This window comes from Betaproteobacteria bacterium (assembly GCA_016713305.1).
Lineage (GTDB): Bacteria > Pseudomonadota > Gammaproteobacteria > Burkholderiales.
Window position 1 is genome coordinate 21,690 of record JADJPK010000033.1, and the last position, 26,904, is coordinate 48,593.

Annotated in this window: 20 protein-coding genes, 1 tRNA gene and 11 pseudogenes; 11 read left to right on the forward strand and 21 right to left on the reverse strand. The window is 64.3% G+C overall.

Annotated features, from left to right (window positions below; genetic code table 11):
- Positions 1 to 683: 683 nt before the first annotated feature.
- The 6 genes and pseudogenes from IPK20_26010 to IPK20_26035 all read right to left on the reverse strand — a co-directional run bounded on the left by IPK20_26010 (position 684) and on the right by IPK20_26035 (position 5,986).
- Complete coding sequence (locus tag IPK20_26010; GenBank protein MBK8019790.1) at positions 684 to 1,337, reverse strand: hypothetical protein; 654 nt, start codon at positions 1,335 to 1,337, stop codon at positions 684 to 686.
- Between the two features lie 145 nt (positions 1,338 to 1,482).
- Positions 1,483 to 3,472: pseudogene (locus IPK20_26015) on the reverse strand (AAA family ATPase).
- Complete coding sequence (locus tag IPK20_26020) at positions 3,462 to 3,812, reverse strand: hypothetical protein (protein MBK8019791.1); 351 nt, start codon at positions 3,810 to 3,812, stop codon at positions 3,462 to 3,464. The pseudogene IPK20_26015 and the gene IPK20_26020 overlap by 11 nt, the downstream one beginning before the upstream one ends.
- The gene (locus IPK20_26025; protein MBK8019792.1) at positions 3,809 to 4,030 is read right to left on the reverse strand and encodes a hypothetical protein; all 222 of its coding nucleotides are present in this window, start codon (positions 4,028 to 4,030) and stop codon (positions 3,809 to 3,811) included. Before IPK20_26025 ends, IPK20_26020 begins: the two co-directional genes overlap by 4 nt.
- Positions 4,031 to 4,838: 808 nt before the next feature.
- A complete protein-coding gene (locus IPK20_26030) occupies positions 4,839 to 5,831 on the reverse strand; it encodes a site-specific integrase (protein MBK8019793.1) in 993 nt (330 codons plus the stop codon).
- A gap of 79 nt (positions 5,832 to 5,910) precedes the next feature.
- A tRNA-Arg gene (locus IPK20_26035) sits at positions 5,911 to 5,986 on the reverse strand.
- A gap of 55 nt (positions 5,987 to 6,041) precedes the next feature.
- Between IPK20_26035 and IPK20_26040 the strand changes: the two are divergent.
- The 8 genes and pseudogenes from IPK20_26040 to IPK20_26075 all read left to right on the forward strand — a co-directional run bounded on the left by IPK20_26040 (position 6,042) and on the right by IPK20_26075 (position 13,760).
- Positions 6,042 to 6,703 (forward strand): annotated as a pseudogene (locus IPK20_26040) (YaeQ family protein).
- 1 nt (position 6,704) lies between these two features.
- Positions 6,705 to 8,601, forward strand: a pseudogene (locus IPK20_26045) (ATP-binding cassette domain-containing protein).
- 49 nt (positions 8,602 to 8,650) lie between these two features.
- On the forward strand, positions 8,651 to 9,436 hold the full coding sequence (locus tag IPK20_26050) for a DUF2189 domain-containing protein (GenBank protein ID MBK8019794.1): 786 nt from the start codon (positions 8,651 to 8,653) through the stop codon (positions 9,434 to 9,436).
- A gap of 178 nt (positions 9,437 to 9,614) precedes the next feature.
- Positions 9,615 to 11,041, forward strand: a pseudogene (locus IPK20_26055) (DEAD/DEAH box helicase).
- Positions 11,042 to 11,051: 10 nt separating this feature from the next.
- On the forward strand, positions 11,052 to 11,891 hold the full coding sequence (locus IPK20_26060) for a tetratricopeptide repeat protein (GenBank protein ID MBK8019795.1): 840 nt from the start codon (positions 11,052 to 11,054) through the stop codon (positions 11,889 to 11,891).
- Positions 11,891 to 12,118, forward strand: coding sequence for an EamA family transporter (locus IPK20_26065; protein MBK8019796.1), 228 nt, complete (start codon positions 11,891 to 11,893; stop codon positions 12,116 to 12,118). Before IPK20_26060 ends, IPK20_26065 begins: the two co-directional genes overlap by 1 nt.
- A complete protein-coding gene (locus tag IPK20_26070) occupies positions 12,106 to 12,804 on the forward strand; it encodes a DMT family transporter (protein ID MBK8019797.1) in 699 nt (232 codons plus the stop codon). The genes IPK20_26065 and IPK20_26070 overlap by 13 nt, the downstream gene beginning before the upstream one ends.
- Entirely contained in the window at positions 12,804 to 13,760 is a 957-nt protein-coding gene (locus tag IPK20_26075) for a class I SAM-dependent methyltransferase (protein MBK8019798.1), read from the forward strand. Before IPK20_26070 ends, IPK20_26075 begins: the two co-directional genes overlap by 1 nt.
- 89 nt (positions 13,761 to 13,849) lie before the next feature.
- On the opposite strand, the pseudogene IPK20_26080 reads toward IPK20_26075, so the two are convergent.
- Positions 13,850 to 14,598 (reverse strand): annotated as a pseudogene (locus tag IPK20_26080) (VacJ family lipoprotein).
- Positions 14,599 to 14,729: 131 nt separating this feature from the next.
- Between IPK20_26080 and IPK20_26085 the strand changes: the two are divergent.
- From IPK20_26085 to IPK20_26095, 3 pseudogenes are all read left to right on the forward strand, one after another.
- Positions 14,730 to 15,498: pseudogene (locus tag IPK20_26085) on the forward strand (SDR family oxidoreductase).
- 60 nt (positions 15,499 to 15,558) lie between these two features.
- Positions 15,559 to 17,026: pseudogene (gabD, locus tag IPK20_26090) on the forward strand (NADP-dependent succinate-semialdehyde dehydrogenase).
- Positions 17,027 to 17,157: 131 nt separating this feature from the next.
- Positions 17,158 to 18,430 (forward strand): annotated as a pseudogene (locus IPK20_26095) (integrase family protein).
- Here the strand turns inward: IPK20_26095 and IPK20_26100 are convergent.
- From IPK20_26100 to IPK20_26165, 14 genes and pseudogenes are all read right to left on the reverse strand, one after another.
- The gene (locus IPK20_26100) at positions 18,369 to 18,632 is read right to left on the reverse strand and encodes an AlpA family phage regulatory protein (GenBank protein ID MBK8019799.1); all 264 of its coding nucleotides are present in this window, start codon (positions 18,630 to 18,632) and stop codon (positions 18,369 to 18,371) included. The pseudogene IPK20_26095 and the gene IPK20_26100 overlap by 62 nt on opposite strands.
- Before the next feature lie 3 nt (positions 18,633 to 18,635).
- Positions 18,636 to 19,705: pseudogene (locus IPK20_26105) on the reverse strand (site-specific DNA-methyltransferase).
- Between the two features lie 3 nt (positions 19,706 to 19,708).
- A pseudogene (locus IPK20_26110) lies at positions 19,709 to 20,635 on the reverse strand (phage Gp37/Gp68 family protein).
- A gap of 225 nt (positions 20,636 to 20,860) precedes the next feature.
- Positions 20,861 to 21,868 carry a tRNA(His) guanylyltransferase Thg1 family protein gene (locus tag IPK20_26115; protein MBK8019800.1) on the reverse strand — a complete coding sequence of 336 codons (1,008 nt, stop codon included), beginning with the start codon at positions 21,866 to 21,868 and terminating at the stop codon, positions 20,861 to 20,863.
- Positions 21,865 to 22,128, reverse strand: coding sequence for a hypothetical protein (locus IPK20_26120; GenBank protein MBK8019801.1), 264 nt, complete (start codon positions 22,126 to 22,128; stop codon positions 21,865 to 21,867). Before IPK20_26120 ends, IPK20_26115 begins: the two co-directional genes overlap by 4 nt.
- A 643-nt stretch (positions 22,129 to 22,771) precedes the next feature.
- Positions 22,772 to 23,047 (reverse strand): hypothetical protein, encoded by a 276-nt coding sequence (locus tag IPK20_26125; protein ID MBK8019802.1) that lies wholly within the window; start codon positions 23,045 to 23,047, stop codon positions 22,772 to 22,774.
- Complete coding sequence (locus tag IPK20_26130; protein ID MBK8019803.1) at positions 23,047 to 23,694, reverse strand: J domain-containing protein; 648 nt, start codon at positions 23,692 to 23,694, stop codon at positions 23,047 to 23,049. Before IPK20_26130 ends, IPK20_26125 begins: the two co-directional genes overlap by 1 nt.
- A complete protein-coding gene (locus IPK20_26135; protein ID MBK8019804.1) occupies positions 23,691 to 23,924 on the reverse strand; it encodes a hypothetical protein in 234 nt (77 codons plus the stop codon). Before IPK20_26135 ends, IPK20_26130 begins: the two co-directional genes overlap by 4 nt.
- Positions 23,921 to 24,076 (reverse strand): hypothetical protein, encoded by a 156-nt coding sequence (locus IPK20_26140; GenBank protein ID MBK8019805.1) that lies wholly within the window; start codon positions 24,074 to 24,076, stop codon positions 23,921 to 23,923. The genes IPK20_26135 and IPK20_26140 overlap by 4 nt, the downstream gene beginning before the upstream one ends.
- Before the next feature lie 908 nt (positions 24,077 to 24,984).
- Positions 24,985 to 25,229 (reverse strand): annotated as a pseudogene (locus IPK20_26145) (hypothetical protein).
- 124 nt (positions 25,230 to 25,353) lie between these two features.
- Positions 25,354 to 25,494 (reverse strand): hypothetical protein, encoded by a 141-nt coding sequence (locus tag IPK20_26150; protein ID MBK8019806.1) that lies wholly within the window; start codon positions 25,492 to 25,494, stop codon positions 25,354 to 25,356.
- A gap of 122 nt (positions 25,495 to 25,616) precedes the next feature.
- Positions 25,617 to 25,955 carry a hypothetical protein gene (locus IPK20_26155; GenBank protein MBK8019807.1) on the reverse strand — a complete coding sequence of 113 codons (339 nt, stop codon included), beginning with the start codon at positions 25,953 to 25,955 and terminating at the stop codon, positions 25,617 to 25,619.
- On the reverse strand, positions 25,952 to 26,227 hold the full coding sequence (locus IPK20_26160) for a hypothetical protein (protein MBK8019808.1): 276 nt from the start codon (positions 26,225 to 26,227) through the stop codon (positions 25,952 to 25,954). Before IPK20_26160 ends, IPK20_26155 begins: the two co-directional genes overlap by 4 nt.
- 268 nt (positions 26,228 to 26,495) lie before the next feature.
- The gene (locus IPK20_26165; protein MBK8019809.1) at positions 26,496 to 26,654 is read right to left on the reverse strand and encodes a hypothetical protein; all 159 of its coding nucleotides are present in this window, start codon (positions 26,652 to 26,654) and stop codon (positions 26,496 to 26,498) included.
- Positions 26,655 to 26,904: the final 250 nt, after the last annotated feature.

Sequence of the window (26,904 nt, forward strand, 5' to 3'; positions counted from 1 at the left end):
CGGCAGGTCGAAAGTTAACCCCGTTTCGACGCATTCTCAAGTGTTGAGTGTGATGGAAGTGTGATGGCGGTGTGATGGGAGCGCGGGGCTCAGTCCCCAGCCGTGAATTCCCGCAAGTAGCGCCGCAACTGCCGGACAGCGTCCAGGGCTTCCCGGGTCGATTGGCCGTGCTTCTTGCTGTTCTTTGCGCTGGTGGCCTTACCCGAAGGGGTTGTCGGACCGGTCGATTTTGCCCATGGTTTCCAGCGTCGAATTGCCTCAGCCTGGCTGGCCCGCCGCTCGGGGCTCCAGCCGTGGTCATGCTTTACGTGCTCGGCGCTCACTGTTTGCCTCTCGCACGGTCGGACGGTCTGCGCACATCGGCGTTCAGGGGGCGGCGACAATGCGCCTGCCGTCGGGTCTATCGTCGTTCTCTGCGGTCTCTCAGTTCACGCACTAGGGAAAACGCCGCATCCGTAAAGCGGAGGAGAGGATGGTCTCGGCAGTACTTGTCGATGTAGAGACTGAGCGTCTCTCCGTTCGGCATACGGCCTAGCGGAACTTGATTTCCAGGATTCCCAAAGTTGTAACCCGTGACCACCCCACGAAACCACGCAATGTACTGAGCCCGGCCCGATGGTTCGCTGGCGGAATTGACCCATGCCCCACACGAAACATCCTGGAAGAAGAACATGGCGATGGGCTCATCTTGGGCAACAGTTGTGAGCGGAACGAATACCAAGACCATCAGCGCGCGGACCAACTTCGTTGTCATTCAAGCCCCCGTTCTCTAACCGTCGATTGTTCAATACTTCGTTCATCGAATTCCCGGAGTCTTCCGCGCGCACGCGCCCGCGCGAACTGGTCGCGAAATCCCGCTGATTATTCACCTGCTGCGGTCCGTTCGCGAAATTGGCTTGCCCCACGAACGCGACCGGCTTCGGGTTCTTGATTTCCGCCAAGGTCTCAAGGGTCGTACGGCACTGAGACTGCGCCTTCAGGGCCAGCCGCATGTATCGCTCGGCGGCATCGCCGTAGCCGTTGACGATGTTGGCGTGCGACCGGCGGCTCAGGTTCGCGAAAATCTCGTCAAGGGTGTGCGCCTGTGCAATCAGCATGGTCTCGACGCGCCCCAGGTCTCCGCGCCGTATTGCGTCCGCCTGTGCGGTGAGTTCGCGAACGAGGGCGTTGACGTCGTGATTGTCACCCTCGAACCGCTGGATTACTGCGGCGGCTTGCACCTCCGGACGGGTCAGCGTCCGTGCAGTCACATCGTCTGCGTTGTCGTTGGCATTCTCGATAACGAGGGCGACCTCGTTTCGCTTGGGCTTCCCACTGCCTCGGGGTTTCATCGGCATCTCAGTTCCTCTCGGCATATGAGTTCGTCCATCGACCTTCCTTCCCGCCACGTCCTCCCGTCGCTCCCCGCCCCTGTATAGGGGGCGGGAATCGCGAACTGCGGCAGTTCCCGAACCGGGCCATTTCGGGAATCGCGGGAAGTTGTCATCTTGCCCACACGTACCCCCCGCCAACGTCCAACAGTCCCCGACTCTGTAGGCCGGTGATGGCTTGCTGTGCGCGCTCGGCACGTCGCTTGGGGTTGCACGCGAGCCGGTCACGGACCTCGTCCAGAAGCGTTTGAAGGGGTACCACGGGCCTTCCGAAAGGCGCACGGTCGGGGGCATCTCGCGGCCGTATCGCTTCCCGCTGGCGCCCGAGTTCACCGAATGCGTCCCACACCACCCGCTGATTACCGGCCTTCGGCGGCAGCGTGCGCCGGACCTCTCCTGCGCCTTCGTCGCGCACCACGGCACAGGAAGTGACGGGGTCACCGTAGTCGTCGGTGCCGAGGTGGACCACGTCGAGTCGGAACGCATGCGCTGCGGAGTCGCTGTCGTCCTTGCTCTTGGCGATGCGCCATTCCCGCCGACCTTCTGAACGAGTTACCTCTATTACGGCATCGAGCGCCGCATGCAGGCTGGAATGCCCGCGTAGGCCCTTGGTCTGGTCCTTCCCGCTGTGATGGACGAAGAGCACGACGCCGCCAAGGCGTGTCTGCAATGCCTTGGCAGCGTCGATGAGTTCGCCCATGTCCTTGCTGCTGTTCTCGTCCGCACCGCTGGAGGCACGCGACAGCGTGTCGAGAATCACCATTCCGCCCGCACCACCCGTCGCGATGATGGCGTCCGCCAGTTCCGCCACATCGTCGGTACGCCGCAGGTCGAAGGGCTGTAGGACGAAGCGCAGGGATTGCGGGACATCGTGTCCACGGCGGGCCTGCCATGCTTTCGCCCGCTGGCGAATGCCGGCTTCCCCCTCCAGGGCGACGTAGACCACGGGCGCACCGGTGACCCGATACCCAAACCATGGGGCACCTGCCGCGACGGTGGCCGCCATGTCGAGGGCCAGAAAACTCTTGCCGGAACCACTGGGGCCAAAGATGCAACATAGGCCAGAGGCAGGGACCACTCCGCGCACCAACCACCGAAGCGGTGGGATTGACATGAGGTCTCCGGCCGCCAGCAGTTTGTACCGGCGCTCTGGTCTCTTCGGGTTCGCAAGCAAGGCGGCGAGGGACGCGTCCCCGTAGTCTGTGGCGTAGTCGTTGGCGTCATAGTTCGCCGGCTTGTCGTCGGGCAGTTCGACCCGCTCGCCATCGATAGCGCGCGCGATTTCTGCCGCTTGAACCTCTTTGCCCCGGTCGGGAACGATGCACACCTGCCGTGCCGGATAGGCTTGCCGCACCACCTCCGCAACGCGCGAGAGGCGGCCGGCGCCGAACGCCACGACTGCATTGCCGTCGGTCGCCCGGGCGCATGCCCACGCCTGCCCGATGCCCTCGACGACGAATAGGCGGCCAGTCTTCGCTTCGTCTCCGACAAGGAAAAACCCATCTCCGAACGATGCGCCCGGCAAGTTGAGTTTCTTCCCGGTCCCGGGCGGCGGTATCAACTGCATGGTGTGCAGGATGCCATCCGGCGTCATTGCTGGCACGGCCAACCATCCCGCGACCGATTGCCCGCTGACGATAAGCGGGTCACCGGGCGGGACGACCCGCAGTCCGTGAGCCATGCCACCTTTCGCGACTATGTAGGGATGCGAAGGTGTCGCCGAGAGGAACCTCCCCCACAGTTCCGCAACCTCGCCGGTGGGCTTCTGAGGCGCGCTGTGCGGCGTCGAGACCGGCTGGACGGGCTTCGCCACTTTGCGAGCGCTTCGGTCGCGCCTGCGCTGTTTCGTGGGGTCCTGCCAGCCTGCCTGAAGCGCCATGGTACAAGGTGCCGGGTCCGATGCTTCCGTCCTTGGACGAATCCCAGACCCAGGCGCACTCGCGTTCGTTGTGCAGGTCACCGGCCTGCCGGCGCCAATCGATGAAGTCCTCACGATGCAGTCCTGCCGCCTTCGCGGCCATGCTCACACGCACGCGCGTATTGCGGTCGCACGCGGAGTCCAATGCGTAGAGCGCACTGAGCGCTCGTTCTCTATCGTGCATGGGCGCCTCCAACGATACGCAGCACCCAATCGGGCATCTTGTACTCCGCGATGAAACGGCGCGGCCTCTCCGTAGTGGGCGCGGGTATTTCGATGGTTTCGACGGGCCAGCCGAAGTCATGGCGTAGCGCGCGAATCGGCTCGCTCAGGCGCCAGCTATTGGTACGCTCCTCGAACTCCGGATGGGTCAGAGTGCGCCCCGCGAGAAGGAGCGCCAGCGCTTCGCCCGCAAGCGTTGAAGGTTTCGGGTAGGTGGGCGAAAATGGAGGTGGTTCGAACAGTTCCCCCTGACCGATACCACCGGCCCCGACGCCTCTGCCAAGGTGTGCGGGGCCTTTCATTTGCGGCCCTCCCCGGAGAGCAAGGCCGCCGTGTCCGCGACCGGCCACAGCAGGGTGTTGCCGACCTTAATCGGCTTGATGCCGAAGCACTCGCCGGTCAGGCAGTAGTTCTTGCGAATAGTCTGACTCGCCCGAATCGTTGCTCGGGCGAACTCGGAGGTGGTGATGTGGTCGCGGCCGGCAGCAATCTCGGCTAAGACCGGGGGGATAGAAGGCATGGGATGCGCTCCAAGGGAAGCCGTCTACACGGCGAGGAACGCATCTAACTTCTCCAACTATCCTCCCCGCAAGGGGGGTGTTCCCCCAATTTGGGGTAGGGCATGGGGGAGGAGCGCCCTTTACTAGGCGTCTCGTATCTCTTCCGAGTTTCGCAGCCGTTCCCACGCCTTATTGAACACCCCAGTCGACAGGTTCACGCGCTGCGTACCTCTGCCTTCACTCCAGGCTGCCCGCCCTTACTCTTCCGGGAGGGAGGTTGGGTCGAACCCGAGGGCGCGTATGGCTTCTAGGAGTAACTCCTCCTGATACCGTTGTTGGGGCGGCGGTCTTTGATTGGAGCCAGCAATCGGCGGCTCTGTGGCGAGTGCGGCCAGTTCTGGTGGAACTGACCAAGCCGCTACCCGGGTCGCCCATGTAGCGAACTCAGAAAGCCGCACGCCATGCAGATACGGGTAGGACAGAGAAAGAGCGCTTGCGGAGAAGTGCGTCGGGTCGCTCAGATGAGAAAGAAGCACTGTAACTCGGTCATCGAATTCATCGCCTTCTCGGAATGGGTGGCGGCCGGACCCCGCCGCCATCCAGCCATCTCGGTCCGCCTCCATCGACTGCGGCTCGACGTTCAGGGACAGTCCGACAGCCTCCCAAACCTTGACCTCCCGCATGAGCTGCCATTTCTGCCAACGGGTTTCACGAGCCTTTCCCATGCGCATTCCTTCTGGTGCGTCCTTCGTCGGGAGCCCCAGACAGGCGGGCGAAGGTGTCCCGCTTTTCGGCCCGTCGGCCTAGTCTGGCGCTTGGTCAGTTGCCTTAGGCTAGTTTTTTCACCAGTTCATGCGCCTTGAGGTGCGTGTACCTCTTAAGCATCTGTAGTGTCTTGTGACCACTGATGGACGCCACTTCCATAGGATTGAACCCGCGCTCGAAAAGTCGGGAAACGGCTTCGTGGCGTAGGTCGTGGAATCGAAAATTAACCAAGCCCGCTGCACTGACGGCCCGTCGCCAAGCGTTTTCCAAGCTGTCTGCCCGCGCCCACGTCCAGAACACGCGCGAGTCGGTGAGGTTGCGTGGAAGACGTGAAATGCTCGTCGCTGCGGCCGTCGAAAGTGGCACTTGGCGGACCTCTCCGTTTTTAGTGGCAATCAGAGTGGCGACGCGGCTCGCCAAGTCGATATGGCGCCAGTCAAGAGCCAGAATTTCCCCCATCCGCATGCCCGTTTCGAGAGCGACTTGAACGGCAGACGCAAGCATTGGCGCACGGCTAGCACCGCATGCAGCCAGCAAGCGTTCCTCTTCACCGGGCATCAGTCGCCGGTCACGGCCCCGGGCAACCTGAGGGCGGCGGACCTGCTTGGCCGGATTCATCGGCAGCGCGATGCCCCAGTCCTTGATGGCAACGTCCAGCACGTGCGACAGCGTATTGAGTTCCTTCACGACGGTCGCCCCTGCCAGTCCGGCCGCGATACGGGCGTCCCGGTACTCAGATATGTGCGTGGGGCGCAGCGTCACCGGTGAGAACGCGCCGAACTGATTGCGCAGGGCACTAAGGGTGAGACGTTCCCGGGAGGCGGATTTCTTCGCGGGGGTCACCTCGGCAAGATAACGGTCGATTAGAACTGCGAGGGAAGTCCGTTCCGCCTCTGAACGGTCCACGAACACACCCCGGTCTAGTTCGGCCTCTAGTTGCCGAGCCCAGCGGGTTGCATCCGTCTTGTTTCCGAAACTGCGAACGACGGGTTTGATGCCGCGACGACGGACCTGAGCTTGCCACTTACCACTTGCCATCTGCCTGATGCTTGCCATGTCACACCCCAAGTGTGATGGGTGTGTGATGGAAGGCTCTCGGGTGACGTGGGACAAAGGGATAAGCCCTTGTTCTACTTGGCGCCCCGAACACGAATCGAACGTGCGACCTACCCCTTAGGAGGGGGTTGCTCTATCCACTGAGCTACCGGGGCGCGAGGTCGAGGATTGTAGCCGAGACGCGCAAGGCTCCATCGCCTATCATGCGTCATGGCTCTCAAATCGACGATCTTCAAGGCCGATCTGCAGGTGTCGGACCTCGACCGGCAGCACTACGGCACGTATTCCCTGACGGTGGCGCGGCATCCGTCCGAAACGGACGAGCGCATGATGGTGCGCATCCTTGCCTTTGCGCTCAACGCCGGCGAACGACTCGAATTCGGCAAGGGGCTCAGCACCGACGAAGAGCCGGATCTCTGGCGCGACTACACCGGTGCGATCGAGCAGTGGATCGACGTCGGGTTGCCGGATCCCAAGCGGCTGCGCAAGGCGTCGGGACGTTCCCCCAGGGTGCGCGTGTATACCTACGGTGGACGGGGCGTGGATGTCTGGTGGCGGCAGAACGGCGGTGACCTGAGCCGAGTGTCAAACCTTTCCGTGATCAACATCCCGCCCGAGGCGACTCAGGCCATGGCGGCGCTGGCCGAGAGAAACATGGCGGCTTTCAGTGCACGATCCAGGATGGTCAATTGTGGTTCGGGACACAGGCGCACACCCTCTCGATTCAACCCGTCGCGTTGCTGCAGGCAGCCGAAGAAAACGCCCTGACGGGCCGTCGCTCACGCCGGCGCTGGCCGGGTGCATCCGGGCCCGACCTCTGGCGCCTGTCTTCCATGAATCTCTCCGGGCGCCATTGGCGTCCCACCGACTGACATGCCGATCCTCACGCTTACCGGAATCTCTCAAGCCTACGGCCATGTGCCGCTCCTCGACCACCTGGACCTCGTCGTCGACCGTGGCGACCGGTTTGGACTGATCGGCCGCAATGGCACCGGGAAGTCCACGCTCATGCGGGTGGTTGCCGGATTGCAACCGCCCGACGACGGCGAGATCTGGCGTTCGCCGGAGGCTCGTATCGCATGGGTCCCCCAGGAGCCCGAAATCGCCGCCGGGAGCCCCGTGCTCGAGCCCGTCGCGGAGCGGTCGGGTGCCGTGCGCACGGCGATCACGGAGTACCACGAGTTGGCCCATCGAGCGTCCACGGCGGGCGATGACATTGGTGCGGTCCTGGAGCGCCTTGCCGAGATCCAGTCGGTGCTGGAAGCCGGCGATGGCTGGAGTCTGAAGGCGAAGGTCGAGGCGACGATTTCGAGACTGGAACTGGACGCGGATGTCGCCACCGAGACGTTGTCGGGTGGTCAGCGGAAGCGGGTGGCACTGGCGGGCGCTGGTGCTGGGACCCGATCTGCTGCTGCTCGACGAACCGACGAATCATCTGGACATCCAGTCCATCGAGTGGCTGGAAGGCGTGCTGCAGGAGTTCAACGGTGCCGTGCTGGTCGTCACCCATGACCGGCGCTTTCTGGACAAGGTGGCGACGAGGATCCTGGAACTCGACCGTGGCCGGCTGCGTGTTTTCGATTGCAGATTCTCGGAGTATCGCCAGCGCAAGGAACAGATGCTCGAGCAGGAAGAGATCGAGAACGCCAAGTTCGACAAGGTCCTTGCGCAGGAGGAAGCGTGGATCCGCAAGGGCGTGGAAGCGCGGCGCACGCGAAACGAAGGCCGGGTGCGGCGGCTGGAGGGGCTGCGCATCTCCCGGGCCGAGCGGCGGGAACGCATGGGCAAGGTCACGCTCGCACTGGACGAAGGCGAACGCTCCGGAAAGCTCGTCGCGGAGTTCGAGCACGTCGGCAAGGCGTTCGGTGACCGCGTGGTGGTGCGCGACTTCAGCGGCCGGATCATGCGGGGAGACCGGATTGGCCTGGTGGGGCCCAACGGCGCAGGGAAGAGCACCTTCATCAAGCTGCTGCTGGGGGAGATCGAACCGGACTCCGGACACGTGCGCCATGGCACCCGGTTGTCGGTCGCCTATTTCGATCAGTTCCGGGCACAACTCGATCCTGAGGCGAGCGTGGCCGACGTCATCAGCCCCGGCTCGGACTGGATCGAAATCGGCAAGACCAGGAAGCACGTGATGAGCTATCTGGGCGAGTTCCTGTTCGCGCCGCAGCGCGCTCGATCGCCCGTGAAGTCGCTGAGCGGAGGGGAGCGCAACCGCCTGTTGCTCGCCCGCCTGTTCGCCCGCCCGGCGAACGTGCTGGTGCTGGACGAACCGACGAACGATCTCGACATCGAGACGCTGGAACTGCTCGAGGCGCTCGTCGCGGAGTACGAGGGCACGGTTCTTCTGGTGAGCCATGACCGGGAGTTCCTCGACAACACGGTCACGGAAGTCATTGCATTCGAAGGCGACGGAGCCTTGAAGGAATACGTGGGGGGCTACGACGACTGGCTCCGGCAGCGCCCCGCGCCGGTGGAGAGGATTCCGGCCGCTGAGGTGCAGAAAGCCGAAAGGCAGACTCGGCCCCGTCAAGCCAGGTCCGGGCTGGGCTTCAAGGAAAAGAAAGACCTGGAGGCACTGCCGGGACGCATCGAATCCATGGAAAGCGAGCTGGCCGAGCTCTCCACGGTGCTGGCAGATGGCGAGGTCTACCGGACGGACCCAGGGCGGGTGAAGCAGTCCCAGGAACGCTATGCCCAGCTGGAGCGCGAGATCGCGGAAGCCTATGCGCAGTGGCAGGATCTGGAGGAACGCGCCCGAGCTTGATCGGCCGCCTTATCCGCCGCAATATCCCGCCAGACAAAGGGGAGGGGTGATGAGCCAGCCGAGCGAATTGTCCGAACGGGACAACATCAGCGTTCCGAAGGTCCGGCAGGTCGCCTCGGGAGCGCCATGGCGATGGGTTCACAAGGCGGTGGCCGACATGAAGGCCGCGCCCGGGCCCAGCCTCTTCTATGGCGGGGTGTTCGCCATCATGGGGCTGCTTCTGCAGAGCTTCGTCGGTGTGGCCGCCCTGGAGCTGGCATTGGTGACAGGGTTCCTGCTCGTCGCACCGTTTCTGGCCATCGGCCTGTACGACATCAGCCGCACGCGCGAGCAGGGCAGGCCGCTCAAGTTCTCACATACGCTGGTGGCGTGGCAGGCCAATGCCCCGGCCATCGGTTTCTACGCGCTGATCCTGGCGCTGTTGCTGGCGGTGTGGGTGCGGGTGTCCGTGGTGGTGGTCGCCCTATTCTTCACGGGCGAACTTCCCTACGAAGGCGGGCTGCTCGCGCAACTGGCCTCCACCCCCGAAGGGTGGGTCTTCATGGCCGCGTACTGCGCTGCCGGCTTGGGCTTTGCACTGTTGGTGTTCGCCACGAGCGTGGTCTCGGTCCCCATGCTCCTCGACTGGCACGGCATGGACACCCTGACAGCCATGATCACCAGCTTCAACGTCCTGCGCAGCAACTTCAGGGTCATGCTGCTGTGGGCTGGGTTGATCGTTCTTCTGATCGGCGCGGGGATCTTCACGTGGTATCTGGGACTGGTCATCACCGGACCTCTGATCGGGCACGCCTCATGGCATGCCTACCGGGAAGCGGTAGCGCGAGACACTTGAGGAAAAGGACCGCCGCGGCGGCAAATGCAACAGCCGCACTGAACGAAATGCTTTGTCCGCGGTCATCCGTGGGGGTAACATCTTGTTCGAATGAGCGTTCGAATGCTGTTCCCTTTCCGGCCCCGCCCCGTCGCGGCGAGGTCCGACCCGCCTTTCGTCGAGTAGAGACCTCCCCTGCATGCAGTTCAAGGAACTCGGACTCGCAGACGAGCTGCTGCGAGCCATTGAAGACCAGGGCTACACCGAGCCCACGCCGATCCAGGCGAAAGCGATTCCACCCATCATGATGGGAAAGGATGTCATGGGCGCAGCCCAGACGGGCACGGGCAAGACGGCCGGGTTCACGCTTCCGCTCCTGCAGCGGTTGAAGGGATACGGCAATACCAGCATGTCGCCGGCCCGGCATCCGGTCCGGGCGCTGATCCTCACACCCACGCGCGAACTCGCGGCCCAGGTCTGGGAAAGCGTCCGCGCATACGGCAAGTACCTTTCTCTGCGCAGCACCGTCGTGTTCGGCGGGGTGGATATCGATCCCCAGATCAGGACCTCCGGGCAGGTGTCGAGATTCTCGTGGCCACGCCCGGACGCTTGCTGGACCACGTGCAGCAGAAGACCGTGCAACTGGGACAGGTGGAGTTCCTGATCCTGGACGAGGCGGACCGGATGCTCGACATGGGGTTCATGCCCGACCTCAAGCGAATCCTGTCTCTCCTGCCCAAGGCTCGACAGAACCTCCTGTTCTCGGCCACCTTCTCCGAAGAGATCCGCAAGCTCGCTGACGGACTGTTGAACGATCCGATCCTGGTCGAGGTCGCCCGTCGCAATTCCGTGACCGAGACCGTGACTCACTCGGTCTACCGGGTGCAGGAGTCTGCCAAGCGGGAAATGCTTGCCCGGCTCGTCAATCATCTCGAACTGAGGCAGGTGCTGGTCTTCGTTCGGACCCGCTTCGGGGCGAACCGCCTCGCGCACCAGCTCGTGCGGGACGGCCTCAATGCGACGGCGATTCACAGCAATCGCACGCAGGCCGAGCGGATGGAGGCCCTGCAGGACTTCAAGGACGGCAAGGTCCGTGTTCTGGTCGCGACCGACATCGCCGCCCGGGGCCTGGACATCGAACAACTGCCGTGTGTGATCAACTTCGAGCTGCCGCATACGCCCGAAGACTACGTCCACCGGATCGGAAGAACCGGCCGTGCAGGCCAGGCTGGCGAGGCGATATCGCTCGTGAGCCGCGAAGAGCAGGAACTCCTGGAACGCATCGAGAAGTTGCTGAAGACCAAGATTCCGGAGCGTCACCTGGACGGATTCGACGGTTCCGCCGCCACGCGCCGTCAGGAGCGTCCCGGCGGTGGAGGGGGCTCCCGCCCGGACTCGCGTTCCGAGTCGCGGGCGGACTCGCCGCGTTCGCCGGTTCCCCGGTCCAAGGTCCCCGAGGATCCGTTCTTTCAGCAGCCGTACGAGCCGCGCGCCGGTTCTCCGGCGGCCAGCCCGGCGTCGCCCGCGCCCGCGGCAAGGGCCACGACCACCGCGCGCAATGCGCCCCGGCGACCGGTGGCGGCTCTGCTGGCACCGCGACCTGGAACACCGACGACACGCCGGTAGGTTCCTGCTGATGCTTGTCCCCGTACCGCAGCGGTTGCTGGATCTCATCGATTCGCCGGACGATACCGCCGATCTCGCCGAGGCGGCGCTGCTGATTGCGCGGACGCAATACCCGGAACTCGACGTCGTGCGCGAACTGACCAGAATCGACGCCATGGCAGAAACGGTCCGCCAGCGCCTCGAGGCGGATAGTACGGTGGAGCAGCGTTTGGCCGAGCTCAACGACTATCTCTACGGAGAACTGGGTTACGGGCCCGAGACGGGGGAATACTACGATCCGCGCAACAGCTATCTGAACGACGTGCTGGAGCGCAAGTGCGGCATTCCCATCACGCTGTCCATTCTCTACATCCGGCTGGGTCGCACACTGGGCCTCGAAATGGAAGGGATCTCCTTCCCCGGCCACTTCCTCGTGAAGTGCCACGTGGAGGGCGGCATGGTGGTGATCGATGCCTACCACCGCGGCGTCTCTCTATCGATGGAAGATCTGCACGAGCGGCTGCAGCTGTCCGAAGGCACATCGGTCAAGCTCGATTCCGTGGCCGAGTATCTTGAAACGGCCGATGCCCGCGAGATCGTCGCCCGCATGCTGCGCAATCTCAAGGCGATCTTTCTCAAGGCGAAGGACTGGAGCCACGCACTGACCGTGATCGAATGGCTGGTGCAGGTTGTGCCCGACACGCCCCAGGAGCTTCGGGACAGGGGGCTCGTCTATCAGGAACTGGAGTGCTTCCGTGCCGCGCTGCACGACTTCGAGGCCTACCTGCGCCAGGAACCGGAGGCGACGGATGCATCGAAGATCCGCACGCGCGTGCTGGATATGCGCAAGGCCGCGGCGCGACTGAACTGATGTCGACGCCGCCGGCTGCGGGTTGGCGGTCTCCCTACGTGCTGCTCTGCGTGGCGAGCATGCTATGGGCGGGGAATCTGGTCGTCGGGCGAGCCATGCGGGCGGAGATTCCGCCGGTGGCCATGTCGTTCTGGCGCTGGACCATCGCCTTCCTGCTCATCCTTCCGTTCACCTATCGTGATGTGTGGTCGAAACGCGCCGACATTGCGCGGGCATGGCGGTGCTGACCCTGCTGGGTCTGGTCGGTATCGGCCTGTTCAACACGATGTGCTACATCGCACTCACCATGACCACGGCCACCAATGCGACCTTGTTCAATTCGGTGGTGCCTGTCTTCATTCCGCCGATCGCCTGGGTCTTGCTGCGTGAGCGCACGACCGCGCGGCAGATGATCGGCATCCTGTCCTCTTTGCTGGGCGTGGTCGTGATCGTGGCGAAAGGCGACATGCAGGCGCTCCAGGCACTGGATTTCAATCGCGGCGATGTCTGGCTTCTGATCGCCATGGTGCTGTGGGCGCTGCACACGGTGCTGCTGCGCTTCCGTCCCGGCGGCATGGGAATGTTGACCTTCCTTGCGACCATCCTCGTGTTCGGCTGGCCCATGCTGGCCTTCTGGTACGCATTCGAGCTCGCGGGCGGCGCCCGGTTCTCGTTGTCCACCACGACCGCCGCGACCCTGGCGTACTACGGCGTGTTTCCATCCGTGGTGGCGTTCGTCTGCTACAACCGCGGGGTGAGCGCGGTGGGGCCGACGCGCGCGGGCATCTTCGTGCACCTGGTGCCCGTGTTCGGGATCATCCTTTCGACGCTGGTATTGGACGAACCTCCGCGAGCCTTCCACTTTGCCGGGATGGCGCTCATCTTCGGCGGCATCTTTCTGACGACGCGCGGGCGCGCGGCGAAGGCGGGCTGATGGCAGATCCCGCGCAGTTGCTCGATGCCTTCGAGAACCGTGTCACGCGGCGATTCCGGCACCTGCGCAAGTGGGCCAGGCAGTTCCCGACCGACTGCTTCCGCGTGTACGACCGCGACATTCCGGAGCTCGCCTTTGTCGTGGACGTGTACGGGCCGCGCGCGCTGCTTCAGCAATATGCGCGAGTCCGCGAGGACGTCTCGGACGACTGGCTGGAAGAAGTGGCGCAACGGACGGCCCGCGCGCTGGGTCTCCCGCGTACCGACGTCACGGCCCGGGTACGCCTCAAGGTGGACCGGCGGGTCGAGCAGCACGAGAGGCAAGGCGGTCGCCGGACGGAGTTCGAAGTGCAGGAGAGCGGGCTCAGGTTTCTCGTGGACCTCGAGACCTACGTGGATACGGGGCTGTTTCTGGACCATCGCCCCCTCCGCTCGCGGGTGCGGGCGCTCGCCGATGGCAAGGCGGTGCTCAATCTTTTCTCCTACACGGGTAGCTTCAGTGTCTTCGCCGCCGCCGGCGGGGCGCGCGCAACGACCAGCGTGGATCTCTCGAATACCTATCTCGAGTGGGCCCGGCGCAATTTCGCGCTCAACGGGCTCTCCGGAGAACAGCACCGATTCGAGCGGGAGGACGTGCGCCGGTGGCTGGAGATGGCGCGGGAAGCCGGAGAACGTTTCGACCTGATCGTCTGGATCCCCGGTATTCTCCAATTCGAAGCGGATGGACGGCGTCTTCGACGTCCAGCGCGACCATCGAGCCTTTGCTGCTCGCCTGCGCCGGGGTGCTGGCGGCGGACGGAGAGATCGTACTTCTCCACGAACCTTCGCGGATTTCGATTCGAGGCAACCATGCCGGGTTTCGATGTATCGGACATCTCGCTCAAGACGATTCCGGAGGATTTCCGCAACCAGTCCATCCACCGATGCTGGCGGATCGCGCGGATCTCCCCGGTCTGAGCATGCTCGATCCGCGAAGCGAGGGTCGGGCGACGATCCGGCGATTTCGGATCGTCGGCTGACCCTTCGCCGGGATCTTCGAGATCGTCGGGGTCGTCGAGTTGCGTGCGGCTGCGCGGCGGATTGCCGTCGTAGATGAGATTGAGCCGGCGCTGCAGATAGGCATCCCGCAGGAAGCTGTAGCGATCCACCGCTGCTTCGTCCAGCACCTTTTCCACCCGGAGCAGCGACGCGCGCGTATTCACCGCCCGCAAGCCGACCAATGTGTAGCGCGACGGCACGTCGTTCACCCGCCATACGAGGTCGGCCTGGGTATAGACGGCGTAGCCTCCCAGATCGCGAAAATTGCTGGGGCCCAGAACCGGGAGCATGAGGAACGGGCCGCCACCGACGCCCCACCGTCCCAGCGTCTGGCCGAAGTCCTCGTTGTTCTTGTAGAGACCGCGCTTGCTGGCGACATCCACCAGACCGAGGCCGCCGAAGATGGTGTTGGATACGAGCCGCACGCTGTCCTGGGATGCCTGCGTCATCTTGCCTTGAAGCAGGTCATTGGCGACGACGAACACGTCGTCCACGTTGTTGAAGAAGTTCCGCACGCCGGTGCGGATGAATTCCGGTACCAGCGTGTCATAGGTACGGGCAATCGGTTTCGCGACGTACCGGTCCGCCACGTCGTTGAGCTTGTAGACCGCCCGGTTCATGGGCTCCAGCGGGTCTCCCCGGCGATGCGGGCGCCAGGGGACGCGCACCCGGTCACCGCGAGGAGCAGGAAGGCGCACCCGAGACGCCGGAGCGGGGCCGGGCCGGGAGCGCTGGAGCAAGGATTGTCGCGACGCATGAACGGTCGGATTATAACCATCGAAAGTTTGCAAACCCCTTGTCGTTGGGTCAGCATTACGGCCCTTTTCAGTCGCGATTTAGCGACACGTGCGCCCTTGACGGGTGCGCTTCTTCGCAGGAGAACGGAACGTGGATCTGGGAATCAAGGGCAGGAAAGCGATCGTCTGTGCGGGCAGCAAGGGTTTGGGGAAGGGATGCGCACTTGCGCTCGCCCGTGAAGGTGTTGAACTCACCATCATTGCCCGGGGCAAGGAGGCACTGGAACAGACGGCTGCCGAGATCCGGGCCGCGACCGGAACAGCCGTTCAAGTCATCTCCGCCGACATCACCAAACCCGAGGGCCGGCAGGCGGCGCTCGATGCCTGTCCCGCTCCCGACATCCTCATCAACAACGCCGGAGGCCCGCCTGCCGGAGACTTCCGTGACTGGAATCGCGACACATGGATCGCGGCGCTCGACGCGAACATGCTCACGCCCATCGAACTCATCCGTCTCACCGTGGACGGGATGATCTCGCGAGGCTTCCGGCCGCATCGTGAACATCACCTCCAGCGCGGTGAAAGCTCCCATCGACATCCTGGGGCTGTCCAACGGCGCACGCACCGGACTGACCGGCTTCGTGGCCGGACTGTCCCGCAAGACGATCCAGCACAACGTCACCATCAACAACCTCCTGCCCGGCCTCTTCGCCACGGACACCATGTTCTCGCGCATCGAAGCCATGGCGAAGACGAACAAGATCTCGGTCGACGATGCCAAGAACACGCGGCTCAAGACGATTCCGGCCGGCCGGTTCGGCAGCCCGGACGAGTTCGGTGCGATGTGCGCCTACATCTGCAGTTCGCATGCGTCCTATATCACCGGACAGAACTTCCTGATCGACGGCGGTGCCTACCCAGCACGTTCTGACACCGGAACCCCGGCGTCCATTCCACAGGAGAGGGACATGAATGCACCTATGACCCGCCAGACACTGGCGTTGAAGGATCCTTCGTTGCTGCGTCAGCAGTGTTACGTGGACGGCCGGTGGGTGGATGCGGATTCCGGCGCGACCATCCCGGTCGTCAACCCCGCCAACGGCGCGCTGCTCGGCACAATTCCCCGCATGGGCGCTGCCGAGACGCGCCGAGCCATCGAGGCCGCCGACAAGGCCTGGCGAGGATGGCGGGCGAAGACAGGCAAGGAGCGGGCCGCGGTCCTGCGCAAGTGGTTCGACCTAATGATGGCCCACCAGGACGACCTGGCCGCCATCATGACAGCGGAGCAGGGCAAGCCACTGGCAGAGGCCAAGGGCGAGATCGTCTATGCGGCATCGTTCATCGAATGGTTCGCCGAAGAAGGCAAGCGGATCTACGGCGACGTCATGCCGCACCCCCAGGGCGACAAACGCATCGTGGTGCTGAAGCAGCCCGTGGGAGGTGTGCAGCCATCACTCCCTGGAATTTCCCGGCGGCCATGATCACTCGCAAGGCCGGTCCGGCTCTGGCGGCGGATGCGTGATGGTGCTGAAGCCGGCCACGCAGACGCCGTTCTCGGCTCTGGCTCTGGCGGAACTCGCGGACCGCGCCGGCATTCCGGCGGGCGTGTTCAGTGTCGTCACGGGCAGTTCCGCCGAGATCGGCGGCGAGATGACCTCGAGCCCGATCGTGCGCAAACTCACGTTCACCGGATCCACCGAGGTGGGACGCAAGCTGATGGCCCAGTGCGCCGAAACCATCAAGAAGATGTCGCTGGAGCTGGGAGGCAACGCGCCGTTCCTGGTGTTCGACGACGCCGATCTGGACGCGGCGGTGGAAGGCGCGATGGCGTCGAAGTACCGCAATGCCGGACAGACCTGCGTGTGCGCCAACCGGCTGATCGTGCAGGAGGGCGTGTACGACGCCTTCGTGGAAAAGCTTGCAGCCAAGGTGAAAGCATCTCTCAAGGTCGGCAATGGCGCCGAGGCAGGCGTCACGACCGGTCCCCTGATCGATGAGGCTGCGGTCGCCAAGGTGGAAGAACACGTGTCCGATGCGGTGGAGAAGGGCGGCAAGGTCATCGTGGGCGGCCAGCGGCACGCCTTGGGCGGGCTTTTCTACGAACCCACAGTGATCGCCAATGTAACGCCGGAGATGAAGGTGGCGCGCGAAGAAACCTTCGGTCCCGTGGCTCCGGTGTTCAAGTTCAAGACCGAGGCCGAGGCGCTGGCCCTGGCCAACGACACCGAGTTCGGCCTGGCGTCCTACTTCTACGCCCGGGACATGGGCCGCGTGTGGCGGATCGCCGAAGGCATCGAGTCGGGCATTGTGGGCATCAACGTCGGGATCATCTCCAATGAGGTGGGCCCTTTCGGCGGCGTCAAGCAGTCCGGGTTGGGCCGCGAAGGCTCGAAGTACGGGATCGAGGACTTTCTCGAACTGAAGTATCTGTGCATGGGCGGGATCTGACCTTCGAGAATCAGCGTCCGCAGAGTGAAACCTACGCAGAAACTATCCGTCCGCACCCGCCCGCACCCGTCCCCGCTCGGGTTTTTGGCGTAGGATCTGCGTAGGTTTTTTCACCTGCGTAGGTTTTCCCTGTGTTCGATCCAAGGAAGGCGAAGGCGCTCGCGCCTGGCGACCATCTCCCCATCGACGGCGCCCCCGGGCTGCGGCTGGTGGCCACTGCTTCGAAACGGACCTGGACGTACCGCTACCGCTCCCCCGTGGATGGACGGATGCGCCAGCTACGCCTCGGCCATTGGCCCGCCATGGGCTTGCCTGCCGCCCTGGCTGCCTGGGAGCGAGTCCAGGCCCTCCGCACCGCCGGTACCGATCCCGCGCTCGAGCAGCGGGAGGAACGGCGCCAGTCTGCCACGGACCGTCACTCCGACCGCTATCTTGTCCGTGACGCGATCCGGGAATTCCTCGATGCCCACGAGGGCAGGGTCACCCCAGGACCTTCACCGAGATGCGGCGCCAGCTCGCCGTCGATACCGCCCCATCCTCGACCGTCCCGCCGCCACCATCAATCGTGCCGATGCCTTCGACCTGATCGAGGGCATCAGGAAGGCCCCGGCCCAGGCGGTCCGGCTGAAGCGACTGCTGGCCGCCGTCTGGGACCGCGCGCTGGATTCCGGGCGGTTGCCGCCGGACGTCCCGAACTGGTGGCGGCAGGTGCACCGGGCCGGGCTCCCGTCCCGTGGCCGCGAGGTTCGCGGTCAGCGGGTGAAATCGAAGCGGGTGCTGTCCGCCGACGAGCTGCGGATCCTGATCCCGTTCATCCCCAACTTCTCCCGCGATGTTTCGGACGTGCTGATTCTCTACCTGTGGACCTGCTGCCGTGGCGCGGAGATTGTCGGCATGCGCCGCAGCGAGATCCGGGGCGAGGGCGACGTGCTGTGGTGGACCGTTCCCGCCGAACGCCTGAAAACCCGCAACGTGGCCACGGCGCACGATCTCAGGGTGCCGTTGTTGGGGAGGGCGGAGACGGTGGTGCGACGTCGGCTCGCCGCGGTGACGGGGCCCTATCTGTTTCCGTCGCCGATAGAGGGGAAGCACATCCGCCAGAACGCCATCCCGCTCGCCGTGTGGGCGCACCGACCGACGACGACGGAATACCCGGACTGGCAGCGACCGCGCCTGGAGATCGCAGACTGGACGCCGCACGATCTGCGGCGCACCGGGCGGACGTTACTCGCCCAGCTGGGATGCCCGAACGAGATCGCCGAGGCGATCCTGGGGCATGTTCAGCCCGGCATCGTGGGGGTGTACAACAGGCATCGCTACGACGTGGAGCGGCTGGAATGGCTCAGGCGGGTGTCGGCTCATCTTGAGACTTTGTCCGCCCCGGCCCAGGCGCCAGATCACTGACCGGCCTGGACTCCACGAACTGCTGCAGTTCACGCCATAGCCACCCGACACGATTCGCGCTGAGCTTCCTCGGCGGCGGAAGTTCGCCGGAGCGCACCAGCAGGTCCAGCGTCGTCTCGGAGACGCCGATAGCTGCGGCCGCGTTCCTCTTGTCGACCGCGAGGGGAGGGGTCTGAATGATGTGTGACGTGACCTTCTTCATCTTTCACAGTCCAATTCCGGCGGTCTGCCCTTCGAGCCTGCCCTGGTGGAGGGAGGCGTACTTGGGATTGAGTTCGCAGCCGAGGTAGCGTCGTCCCAGGCGGTGCGCCACCCGGGCCACGGTCCCCGGATCCCACGAACGGATCGAAGACCACGTCACCGGGACGGCTGCCGGCCAGGATGCAGCGCTCAACCAGGGCCTCCGGGAACGTGGCGAAGTGCGAGCCCTTGTAGGGTTGCGTCGGGATGGTCCACACCGAGCGCGGATTTCGGGTCGATCCTTCCCATGGCACCGAACCGCACACGTTAGAACCCGATCCCTCCGGGCATCCTCGCGCTGATCCGGGCTTTCGTTCCTTGTTGCCGCTGCGGCTCATGTGGTCAAAGGTCTTGGCGATGGTCTGGCCACCGGGCCCACCATCCGCCCATTTATGATTGTCCGAACGCCCGCGTTCGTATCGTTCGTCGGTGCCCGGCGTTGATGGCTCCTGAATGGCGTCGTGGTCCCAGTAGTACCGATCACTCCGGCTCATCAGAAACAGGTACTCGTGGGCCTTCGTGCAGCGGTCGCGCACGCTCTCCGGCATCGGATTCGGTTTCGACCAGATGATGTCCTGACGCAACCACCAGCCGTCGTCCTGGAGAGCCAGGGCGGTGCGCCACGGGATGCCGATGAGGTCCTTCGCCTTGCACCCGGGCGCGGGCGACGTTGCCAGTTCCGGCTGAGCGCTTCTGTGCGGCCGCAGTCTGCCGGGCCGAGACGATTGATCTGCTCGCCATTTCTCCGGATGCGCCTTGCCGTGCTTGCGCACCCCACGATCCTGCGTAGCTGTCTCCCAGGTTCAGCCACAGCGTTCCATCGTCAGCAAGAAGTGCACGCACGAGGCGGAACACGTCGACCATCTTGGAGACGAACTCTGGGAACGTCCTCTCCAGCCCGATCTGCTCCGCGACACCGTAGTCGCGCAGCCCCCAGTACGGCGGCGAGGTCACGCACATCTGCACGCGGACACCATCGGTGATCCAGCGTTGCATGATGTCTCGGCAGTCACCGATCTCGATCACGTCGACCATCGGCTACCCCGGCACCTCGTCCCACGTTCGGCCATCGAGCAGGCGGCCGGCGGCTTTCTTGCCGACGCGGTGCGCGTAGTGCACCCGTTTCCCATGGAAGCCGTGCCCGCCTTCCGCGTTGATCCAGCGTCCGGGATACATGGCAACCTTGTCGCACCGTTCCCAGTCGGGGTCGTAGTGGTCCCGGTCGTAGTGGTACGTGTACTCGCCCCACTGTTTGAAGAAGAACGGCACGCCTGCGGTGCCGCACTGATCCCGCAGTGACCGCACCCAGTCCGGGTGCATAGGCCTCGCGTGCGGACCGCTCTCGCCCCCGACGATGACCCAGTCGATGCCTTGCATGGCGGGACTCCCAAGCACCGACACGCAATCAGATCGACGGGTAACGTTGGACAGTTCCACTGGCCCGAGCATCGGCTCGATGCTCAAGAACCTGCGTGCGGCTGGTATCGAAAGCAGCTTCGGGATGTCGCGGTCAGCCTCGGCCTGATTGACCACCGTGGCACCGAGCCAGACGTTCGGAAGCGGCGCCTCGTCCCATCGCCAGAAGTTGTAGTCGTTCAGCATCGCCCGGCGTTGCCGATCCGCTTCGTCAACAGTAACCAGTCCAACTGTGGCGTGCGCTCACCAGCGCGTAAACGCCGTGGCGCCAGTCGGTCGGCACTTCGTTGTCGAACACATCGGCCAACTCGAACAGAAGACGCGGAAGCGGCGTCCCTCGCGCTCGGCCCGCGCGTCCCACTTCAACGGCTGCTTCCAGTTCGCCGCGCTGGTGAGGTGGCGCGGCTTCCCCGCCCCCCACTCTGCTGTTCCGAATCGCGACGCATGCGCCTCGGCATAGCAGTGGTCGCAGCCTGGGCTCACCCTCGTGCAACCGATCCACGGGTTGAACGTCATGTCGGCCCACTCGATCTTGGTGTTCTCAGCCATGCTCACCCCCTGCCGCGGTGCCAGAAGGCGTAATCCATCCGCCCTTCCTGCCACCCGGTCAGGCTCTCGCCACAAATTCTCTTGCAGTCCAGCATTCCGGGGCCGTTCTTGTCGTCCCCGTAGTCGTACGCTCCGCACCGACGACACCGGTACACCGTCTGCGAGCACATCTCGCATCCGGTCGGGCATGACCGCCCGCCGTCGCTCTCCCAGTCGTGGCCGTCGTTACACGGCGCCGTGATCTGGGTCAGCAACTGCGTTGCCTCTCGGCAGAGTAAGAGCAGATCGTCGGCGCTCATCCTCGCCCCTTGGCGCGCGTAGCAGCTTTGCTGCCTTCTCCATGTTGGTGGCTATCTCGCTGTCGGCGATCTGATTGCGAAGGAACGCCGCGTCGTCTTCGAGACAGGCGATTACCGAGTCCAGATGCGCCGTCTCCAGCTCCGGCAGTGCGCCATCGAAGATGACAGCCTCGCGGTTCGTCACCGAGCCCAGAGGCGGCATGTCCAGCACGCTGCACACCGAACGCTCAACCACCAGCGCTGGGTTCGTGCGGGCCTCGTGCTTCGGCGGCAGGCGGTCCAGTTCATCGGCGCTGAAAGGCTTGACCACGGTGCGCCGCTGCACGTAGGCGCCGCGCTTAAACAGCGGCGGGTAGTCGTTCCAATTCACGCCCTTGGCAAGAAGCATGTCGTGCTTCTGCGGACTGTTCCTGCCAATCAGAGCCTTGTGGCTGTAGTACGCCGAGGCGGCCATGTTCACGCTGTTTTTGGTGGCGTCCCACTCACGCCACAGAAACACGTTTGCGCCCTCGGCCCGGCTCGGTACGTTCCACACGCGGGCATCAAAGGTCGGCAGCCGGACGGCGTACTCGGGCATGCGATCCAGTACCAGGCGGTAGAAGATCAGCGTGGCCTGGGCGGCAAGCTGGCTGGTCATCTTCGCTACGCGGCCATCGAACCAAATCTGGCTCTGCGTCGTGCGGCTGTGCCAAGCAAGCGTGATTTCGTCGCTCTGCGTGTAGCCCATGCAAGCGCCGGTGTCCCGCACCAGCGCCAAGGTCGTGTCCACCATGCAGGCCGAGAAGCGTGCATCGAAGGGGCGATCCATGCCGCGCGTGAAGCTGTGGAAAGCGCGGCCGTCTATGCGGGCCAGGGCCGGCAGCAGCGGCATCAGACGCCGGCCAGCTTCCATGCCTTCGTACAACTTCATGCGGTCACCAAGAGTATCGCTCATCGTCCGACCCCCAGTTTCTTGCCCCATGCTTGGTCGAAGTCCCGCATTGCGGCTTCGGGCGAGTCGCCAAAGCCGGCGACGCCGTCTTGCAGGTTGTCACCGTAGAGGGCGCACCACTCATTGCCATCAATGCTGAGGTGCGGACGAAACAAAACGCTCGGGCGACCCTGCCGCAGCCACGGCACCGGCTCCGCCTTCTCCGCCTCGGCCAGGGCGGCGCGGAGCGCCTTCGCAATCTGTGGACCCTTGTGCCATAGCAACGGGGGGCGGGGGGCTTTGCTTCGCCATGACTTCCAGCAATTCACCGGCGGCCATCGCCACTTCTTCAAGGCTCATCGTCCGGTCTCCTTCCAGCATTCTTCGGCGGCGTCAGCGCGCGCAAGAATCTCTGACGCAATCTCATGCGCCGCCTCATGGTGCGCGTCGTCATCGTGCGTCGGCGCCGTGGCGTGCTAAATCAGGCGCAGTGCTGTCAGCAGTTCGTCGCGCTCCGGCGCGTTCACAAAGCCTTGCGGCACTACAGGCGGGTTCATTCTCATCGTGAGGAATCCCGACTCCGCGCTCCGCGAATGACCTCGCTCATCAGCGCATACGTGTGCGATGCAGACCCGGTGCCGTCTCTCCACTTTGGCGCCTCTTCGTCCATCATTCGGCACAGAGCGTCCCATCGGGCTACGAGAGCGGCCCACTCAAGCGAGTGCGACGCCATGCGAGGGAACCGTTCGGCAATCTCTGGCACCCGTTCCATTAGCAAGCGACAGCGTCGGAGGTCGGCGGGGTCCCGCGGATGCGACGGTGAAGAATCGCCCACGGCGTTGATGCCGGTCAGGTGCGTGACCATTGTGTTGCTGCTGATGCCGCGCTCGCCGTTGGCGAGCCAGAGGATCAAGGCGTCAGAGGCGATCATGGTCCGACCCTGATGTCGTGGCCGATAGCGGTGCAGCCGCAGCGGGAGCAGGTCGCGCTCTCCGTCCAGGTGTCCTCGTCGACCCAGACCGGCCCGTCCCACGTGTGCTCGCAAGGACCGCCACTGCTGCAGGCGCAATAGCAGGCATTGGCGTCGAAGGTGGTGCGCAGTGCATCGACAGGCACACCTTCCTCGTCAGCGAACCGCTTAAAGATCTCGTACACCGCGGCATTGCGCTGTGCGCGCAGGGCTTCAAAGTCGGGTGCGCTCATCAAAGCGCCTCCTGCGCCTGCTGCCAGGCACGATTGATCTCCGCCATGCGGTCCGGATCTCCGCCGTGATCTGGGTGGTTCTCGGTTGCCAGTCGGCGATATGCGGTGCGGGCATCGTCAAGGGTGATGGTGTGGCCTGCGGTGAAGCCGAGGACTTCGCGCCAACTTCTCGCCGCATGTCCCGGCGCAGGGAGTGCAGCGAAGCCGGAGAACGCACCGTCCAGAATGGCGGCGCCACCGTGCCTCTCGATGGCGCGCATTGCGTACAGAGTCGCGGCGACGGCGGCGAGGTTGTCGGCAACACGGTCGTACAGATCGATGGCCATGCAGCGCGGCGGCTCGTTGGAGCGCTCCCAGTACACCGCTACTCCGGGGTCATTCGGTTCCGGCTCACCAGAGCGGGGCAGGCCATCGAGCCGCAGCCTGACATTCGTACTGATGATGATGTTGTCGTCACGAACAACGCCGAGGCGCCTCAACTCCTCGCGCACTCTCGTGGTTGCGTCGTTCACGGTGACCCTGACGCGTGAATCCCAGGACTGCCCCGACTTTCTTTCCTTGCGACCGAACGTCGCCCGCATGCGGCGATACGCAGGGGTGCGCCGCCAAGCTGCGGGCCATGCCAGTGGGTACCGAGTAATGGTCATATCAGTCCTCTATCTCGGAGTCGACGACGAAGGGGTATCGGCGCGGAATGCGGCCGGCCTTTGGCTTCTCGGATGTAGTGGCGAACCCGGGCGATGTGTCTGGCTGCGGCTGCCGCGATCTCGTCTGCCTCCTCGAGCTGGTGCAGACTCAAGGCGCGGGTCAACGGATCGACCGCGTTCTGGAGATCACACATCGGTTCGGCGTAGTCGACCAAGGCCACGGCGTTCATTCCGGGCTCTCGTTGTTGCCGACGGTGTTCACCGGCGTGTCCTTCACCGGCTTCTTCGGCGGCGCCGGGTCCAGTTCACTGGTCAACTCGAAGTCGCCCGGCATCGGGATCCATGTCGGGATCCGGTCCGCCTGTCCTCGCAGGGACATCACGGCGCCCACCGCTTCCAGGCCCGCGACCTGGTCGACCTTGAAGATCAGCGGGGAATGCTCGTCGTGGGGTTCGTCCAGAATCGAATCGATGGTGTCTTTTGATCCGGTGTCGATGGCGAGGGCGTCGCGGAGATAGCTCGGTTGAACGCGCCTCGGATTCCCTCCGTGTAGCGGTGCGAGTTCCGAAAGATGCCCTCGAACCGGGGAACTGGCCGTCGATCAATGAGTTCCCGGGCTGTATGAACAGCGGCGAAGCCGTCGAGGACTGCCACCACGAGGCGCCATCACTCATCACGATGAACTCACCGTCCGCGGTGCCTGTTTGAGGCCGTCCTTCAGGACGGAGACGATGATCTCTCGATCCACGAATCCTTCGGGATCGCGGACCACGATGAGCCGGTGACCGTCGGAGGCGGAGATCATCACGCCCCCTCGATCAAGGGCCGGATGTTGATCCCGTTGAGGTAGTACCGGATGTCCTGTTTCGCCACGAAGGGGAACAGGATCTTGGGACGATGCCGTTGATCTTGGCGATCATGTGACGGACGACGACGGACGAGCCGTCGGTCTCGAACATTTCCCCAGTGCTGATGTCGGTGGTCATGATGTCTCTTCACGGTTTGAACCCAACGCCCCGGAGGTCACTGCTGGCGTGGATCTGGCGAACGATCCGGGGTTATGTCGGGCACTGCTCGCGTGTGAGGGCGGTACGCGGGGCCGGGGCGATGCTCCACGCCCATCGCTGCTGTGCGGTCGCCCCCGCGAGCCTCCGCACTCCATGCTTCTACCCCGTGCTGATGCGCGATCCGTCCAGTCACGGGTCCGCTGCGCTCGCAGAAGTCGAGTGCAGACGATCCAGTCACCGCTCGGTCGTAACACGGTCAGCCCTCTCTGGTAGGTTCGGTTTGTCAGAAGGTGGTCGGTTGCGCGATCCCCTAGTCACCGCCATGAATCCTTGCTGCAACCGAGTCGCGCCGATGCTGATCCAGCGCTGGTCGAGCGTTCCGCCCGGTGCCAACGTGGGGTGCGGCGCGTCGATGCTGGGGACGTACTTGCGCAGCTTCTCGACGAAGGCGCCGCACTGTTCGGCCAGCGCTTTGGCTTCGTTCATCAACGCAACTTCCTCTTCGCTGAGCTGCCGATAGCCGGTGATCTTGGGTTGCTGGAATGTTTTCCACTGCGTGCTCCTTGGTGGTTGGAAAAGGGGAGGGCGGTGCGTGCCAGTGGCGTTGAGAGCCACCCGCCAAGGGGTACCGCACGTCACCGCCCGTTGATCGTCAGAGGTCGTCCTCCGGTTCCGGGCCCATGACCTGCCACCACCGCAGGCAGATGTCGCACTTGCAGTCGTGGCGGTGCTCTGTCGCGATGTCGGTGAGCTTGATGCAGGCTGCGCAGGTGCAGTCCGTGGTGTGCGTCATGGCCTGTTGCAGCTCGGGCGGCAGACTGGGGGTCCCCGTGACCGCGCTCTCATGAATAGACCCCCGGCGTGGATGCGAGTCCGCAATAGCCGCGGGTTCGCGCCCCGGCCTCCTCGATGGGCTCAACCCAACACGCCTCGCCCACTTCCGATCCCGACGGGCTCCACCGCCAGGATTCCGGAAAGTTCCCTGGCCGCGGCGGCTCCACTTCGGGCGATGCCTGTGCCAACTCGTCCGGCAAGCGCACCGCGGCAGGACAGCGCCACCTCCCATCGCCATGCCATGCACCCGGAGCCGATGCACTTGCAGTCCGCCTCCTGCTCCTCGTAGTGCTTGCGATCCACATCGTCGGCGATCCGCTTGTGGAAGGTGCCGATGCGGTTGCCGGACTGATGAACGGGCAACAGCACCCGGGTGAACGGGCACCACTTCGTCTTCGCTTCCTTCTCGGTGGTCTTCATGCTGCCCCATCCCCCGCGTCGCCGTAGTGCGCATCCAGCTCCGCCAACGCCTTGCGCAGCACGTTGCGCAGGTCCCGCTTGCCCCAGAACGTGACGGCCGACGAGTCGTTATCGTCCGCGCCGTGCATGAACGGCCCGGAGATCTGCATCTGCCCGTGCGTGACCGGCAGCTCGAGATAGAACCGCAGTCCCGTGAACTCCTGTCCGTTGATCTCCTTGGCGATGATCTCGATCTTGTCGGTCATCTCCTCCGCGTACACGTTGACTCTCATGGTGTTCCCCTTGAAGTGATGGATGGGCGGGTGGTCAGCGCACCCCCTTTCAGACGTTCCGGTGACCTTCATGCCGCCACCTTCTCTTTCGTCGGCGCCACGATCTCCCCGGCCTGGAGCCAGTGCACCGTGAAGGTGGACGGCAATCCGGTGAGCGCCGCCTTGAAGGCGCCGAGGAGAAGCGTCCCGGCGGGGAGCCCTGCTTGTGGAGGGTGTGCAGCAGCAGCAGAGCTGCATCCGACCCTCGCCGACCAGAACGTCGATGCGGTCAGGACCAGGAACGGGAAGCCGGTGGCGTCGCAAACCGCCTCGGCGAGAGAACGTCGGCGCGGAACCGGGCCGATTCCGAACACAGTCCGTACAGGCGCCCGCCGACCAGGATCTCCATGTCGTCACGCACGATGACGTGGCTCCAGCCGGAGAGCATCGTGGTGTGCGTGAGTCGGTCGTTGATGCGGTCAGGACCTCCGCGAGATCTTCGGCAGGCAGCCCACTGGGGCGCACAGTTCCTGGATCTGAGTCCACTGCTTGACGTCGGCGTGCGCGGCCGCGGCCTTGTCGCCAGGTCTCGATGGCGGTTGCCCTTGCCTGTTCCGCGAGATCCAGTTGTTGCTGTTGGGTGCGCAGAGTGCGCAGCAGATCTTCCTGGAGCGCCTGCTCCTCCCGCATCTTCGCCA

Coding starts and splice junctions, on each gene's coding strand:
- IPK20_26125 (MBK8019802.1), bottom strand. CDS start 23,047: ATGAGCGCACCCGACTTTGAAGCCCTGCGCGCACAGCGCAATGCCGCG.
- IPK20_26020 (MBK8019791.1), bottom strand. CDS start 3,812: ATGAAAGGCCCCGCACACCTTGGCAGAGGCGTCGGGGCCGGTGGTATC.
- IPK20_26115 (MBK8019800.1), bottom strand. CDS start 21,868: ATGAGCGATACTCTTGGTGACCGCATGAAGTTGTACGAAGGCATGGAA.
- IPK20_26135 (MBK8019804.1), bottom strand. CDS start 23,924: ATGAACGCCGTGGCCTTGGTCGACTACGCCGAACCGATGTGTGATCTC.
- IPK20_26155 (MBK8019807.1), bottom strand. CDS start 25,955: ATGAAGACCACCGAGAAGGAAGCGAAGACGAAGTGGTGCCCGTTCACC.
- IPK20_26060 (MBK8019795.1), top strand. CDS start 11,052: ATGCTTGTCCCCGTACCGCAGCGGTTGCTGGATCTCATCGATTCGCCG.
- IPK20_26160 (MBK8019808.1), bottom strand. CDS start 26,227: ATGAGAGTCAACGTGTACGCGGAGGAGATGACCGACAAGATCGAGATC.
- IPK20_26150 (MBK8019806.1), bottom strand. CDS start 25,494: ATGACGCACACCACGGACTGCACCTGCGCAGCCTGCATCAAGCTCACC.
- IPK20_26025 (MBK8019792.1), bottom strand. CDS start 4,030: ATGCCTTCTATCCCCCCGGTCTTAGCCGAGATTGCTGCCGGCCGCGAC.
- IPK20_26070 (MBK8019797.1), top strand. CDS start 12,106: ATGGCGGTGCTGACCCTGCTGGGTCTGGTCGGTATCGGCCTGTTCAAC.
- IPK20_26130 (MBK8019803.1), bottom strand. CDS start 23,694: ATGACCATTACTCGGTACCCACTGGCATGGCCCGCAGCTTGGCGGCGC.
- IPK20_26100 (MBK8019799.1), bottom strand. CDS start 18,632: ATGAAGAAGGTCACGTCACACATCATTCAGACCCCTCCCCTCGCGGTC.
- IPK20_26065 (MBK8019796.1), top strand. CDS start 11,891: ATGTCGACGCCGCCGGCTGCGGGTTGGCGGTCTCCCTACGTGCTGCTC.
- IPK20_26030 (MBK8019793.1), bottom strand. CDS start 5,831: ATGGCAAGCATCAGGCAGATGGCAAGTGGTAAGTGGCAAGCTCAGGTC.
- IPK20_26050 (MBK8019794.1), top strand. CDS start 8,651: ATGAGCCAGCCGAGCGAATTGTCCGAACGGGACAACATCAGCGTTCCG.
- IPK20_26010 (MBK8019790.1), bottom strand. CDS start 1,337: ATGCCGATGAAACCCCGAGGCAGTGGGAAGCCCAAGCGAAACGAGGTC.
- IPK20_26165 (MBK8019809.1), bottom strand. CDS start 26,654: ATGCTCTCCGGCTGGAGCCACGTCATCGTGCGTGACGACATGGAGATC.
- IPK20_26075 (MBK8019798.1), top strand. CDS start 12,804: ATGGCAGATCCCGCGCAGTTGCTCGATGCCTTCGAGAACCGTGTCACG.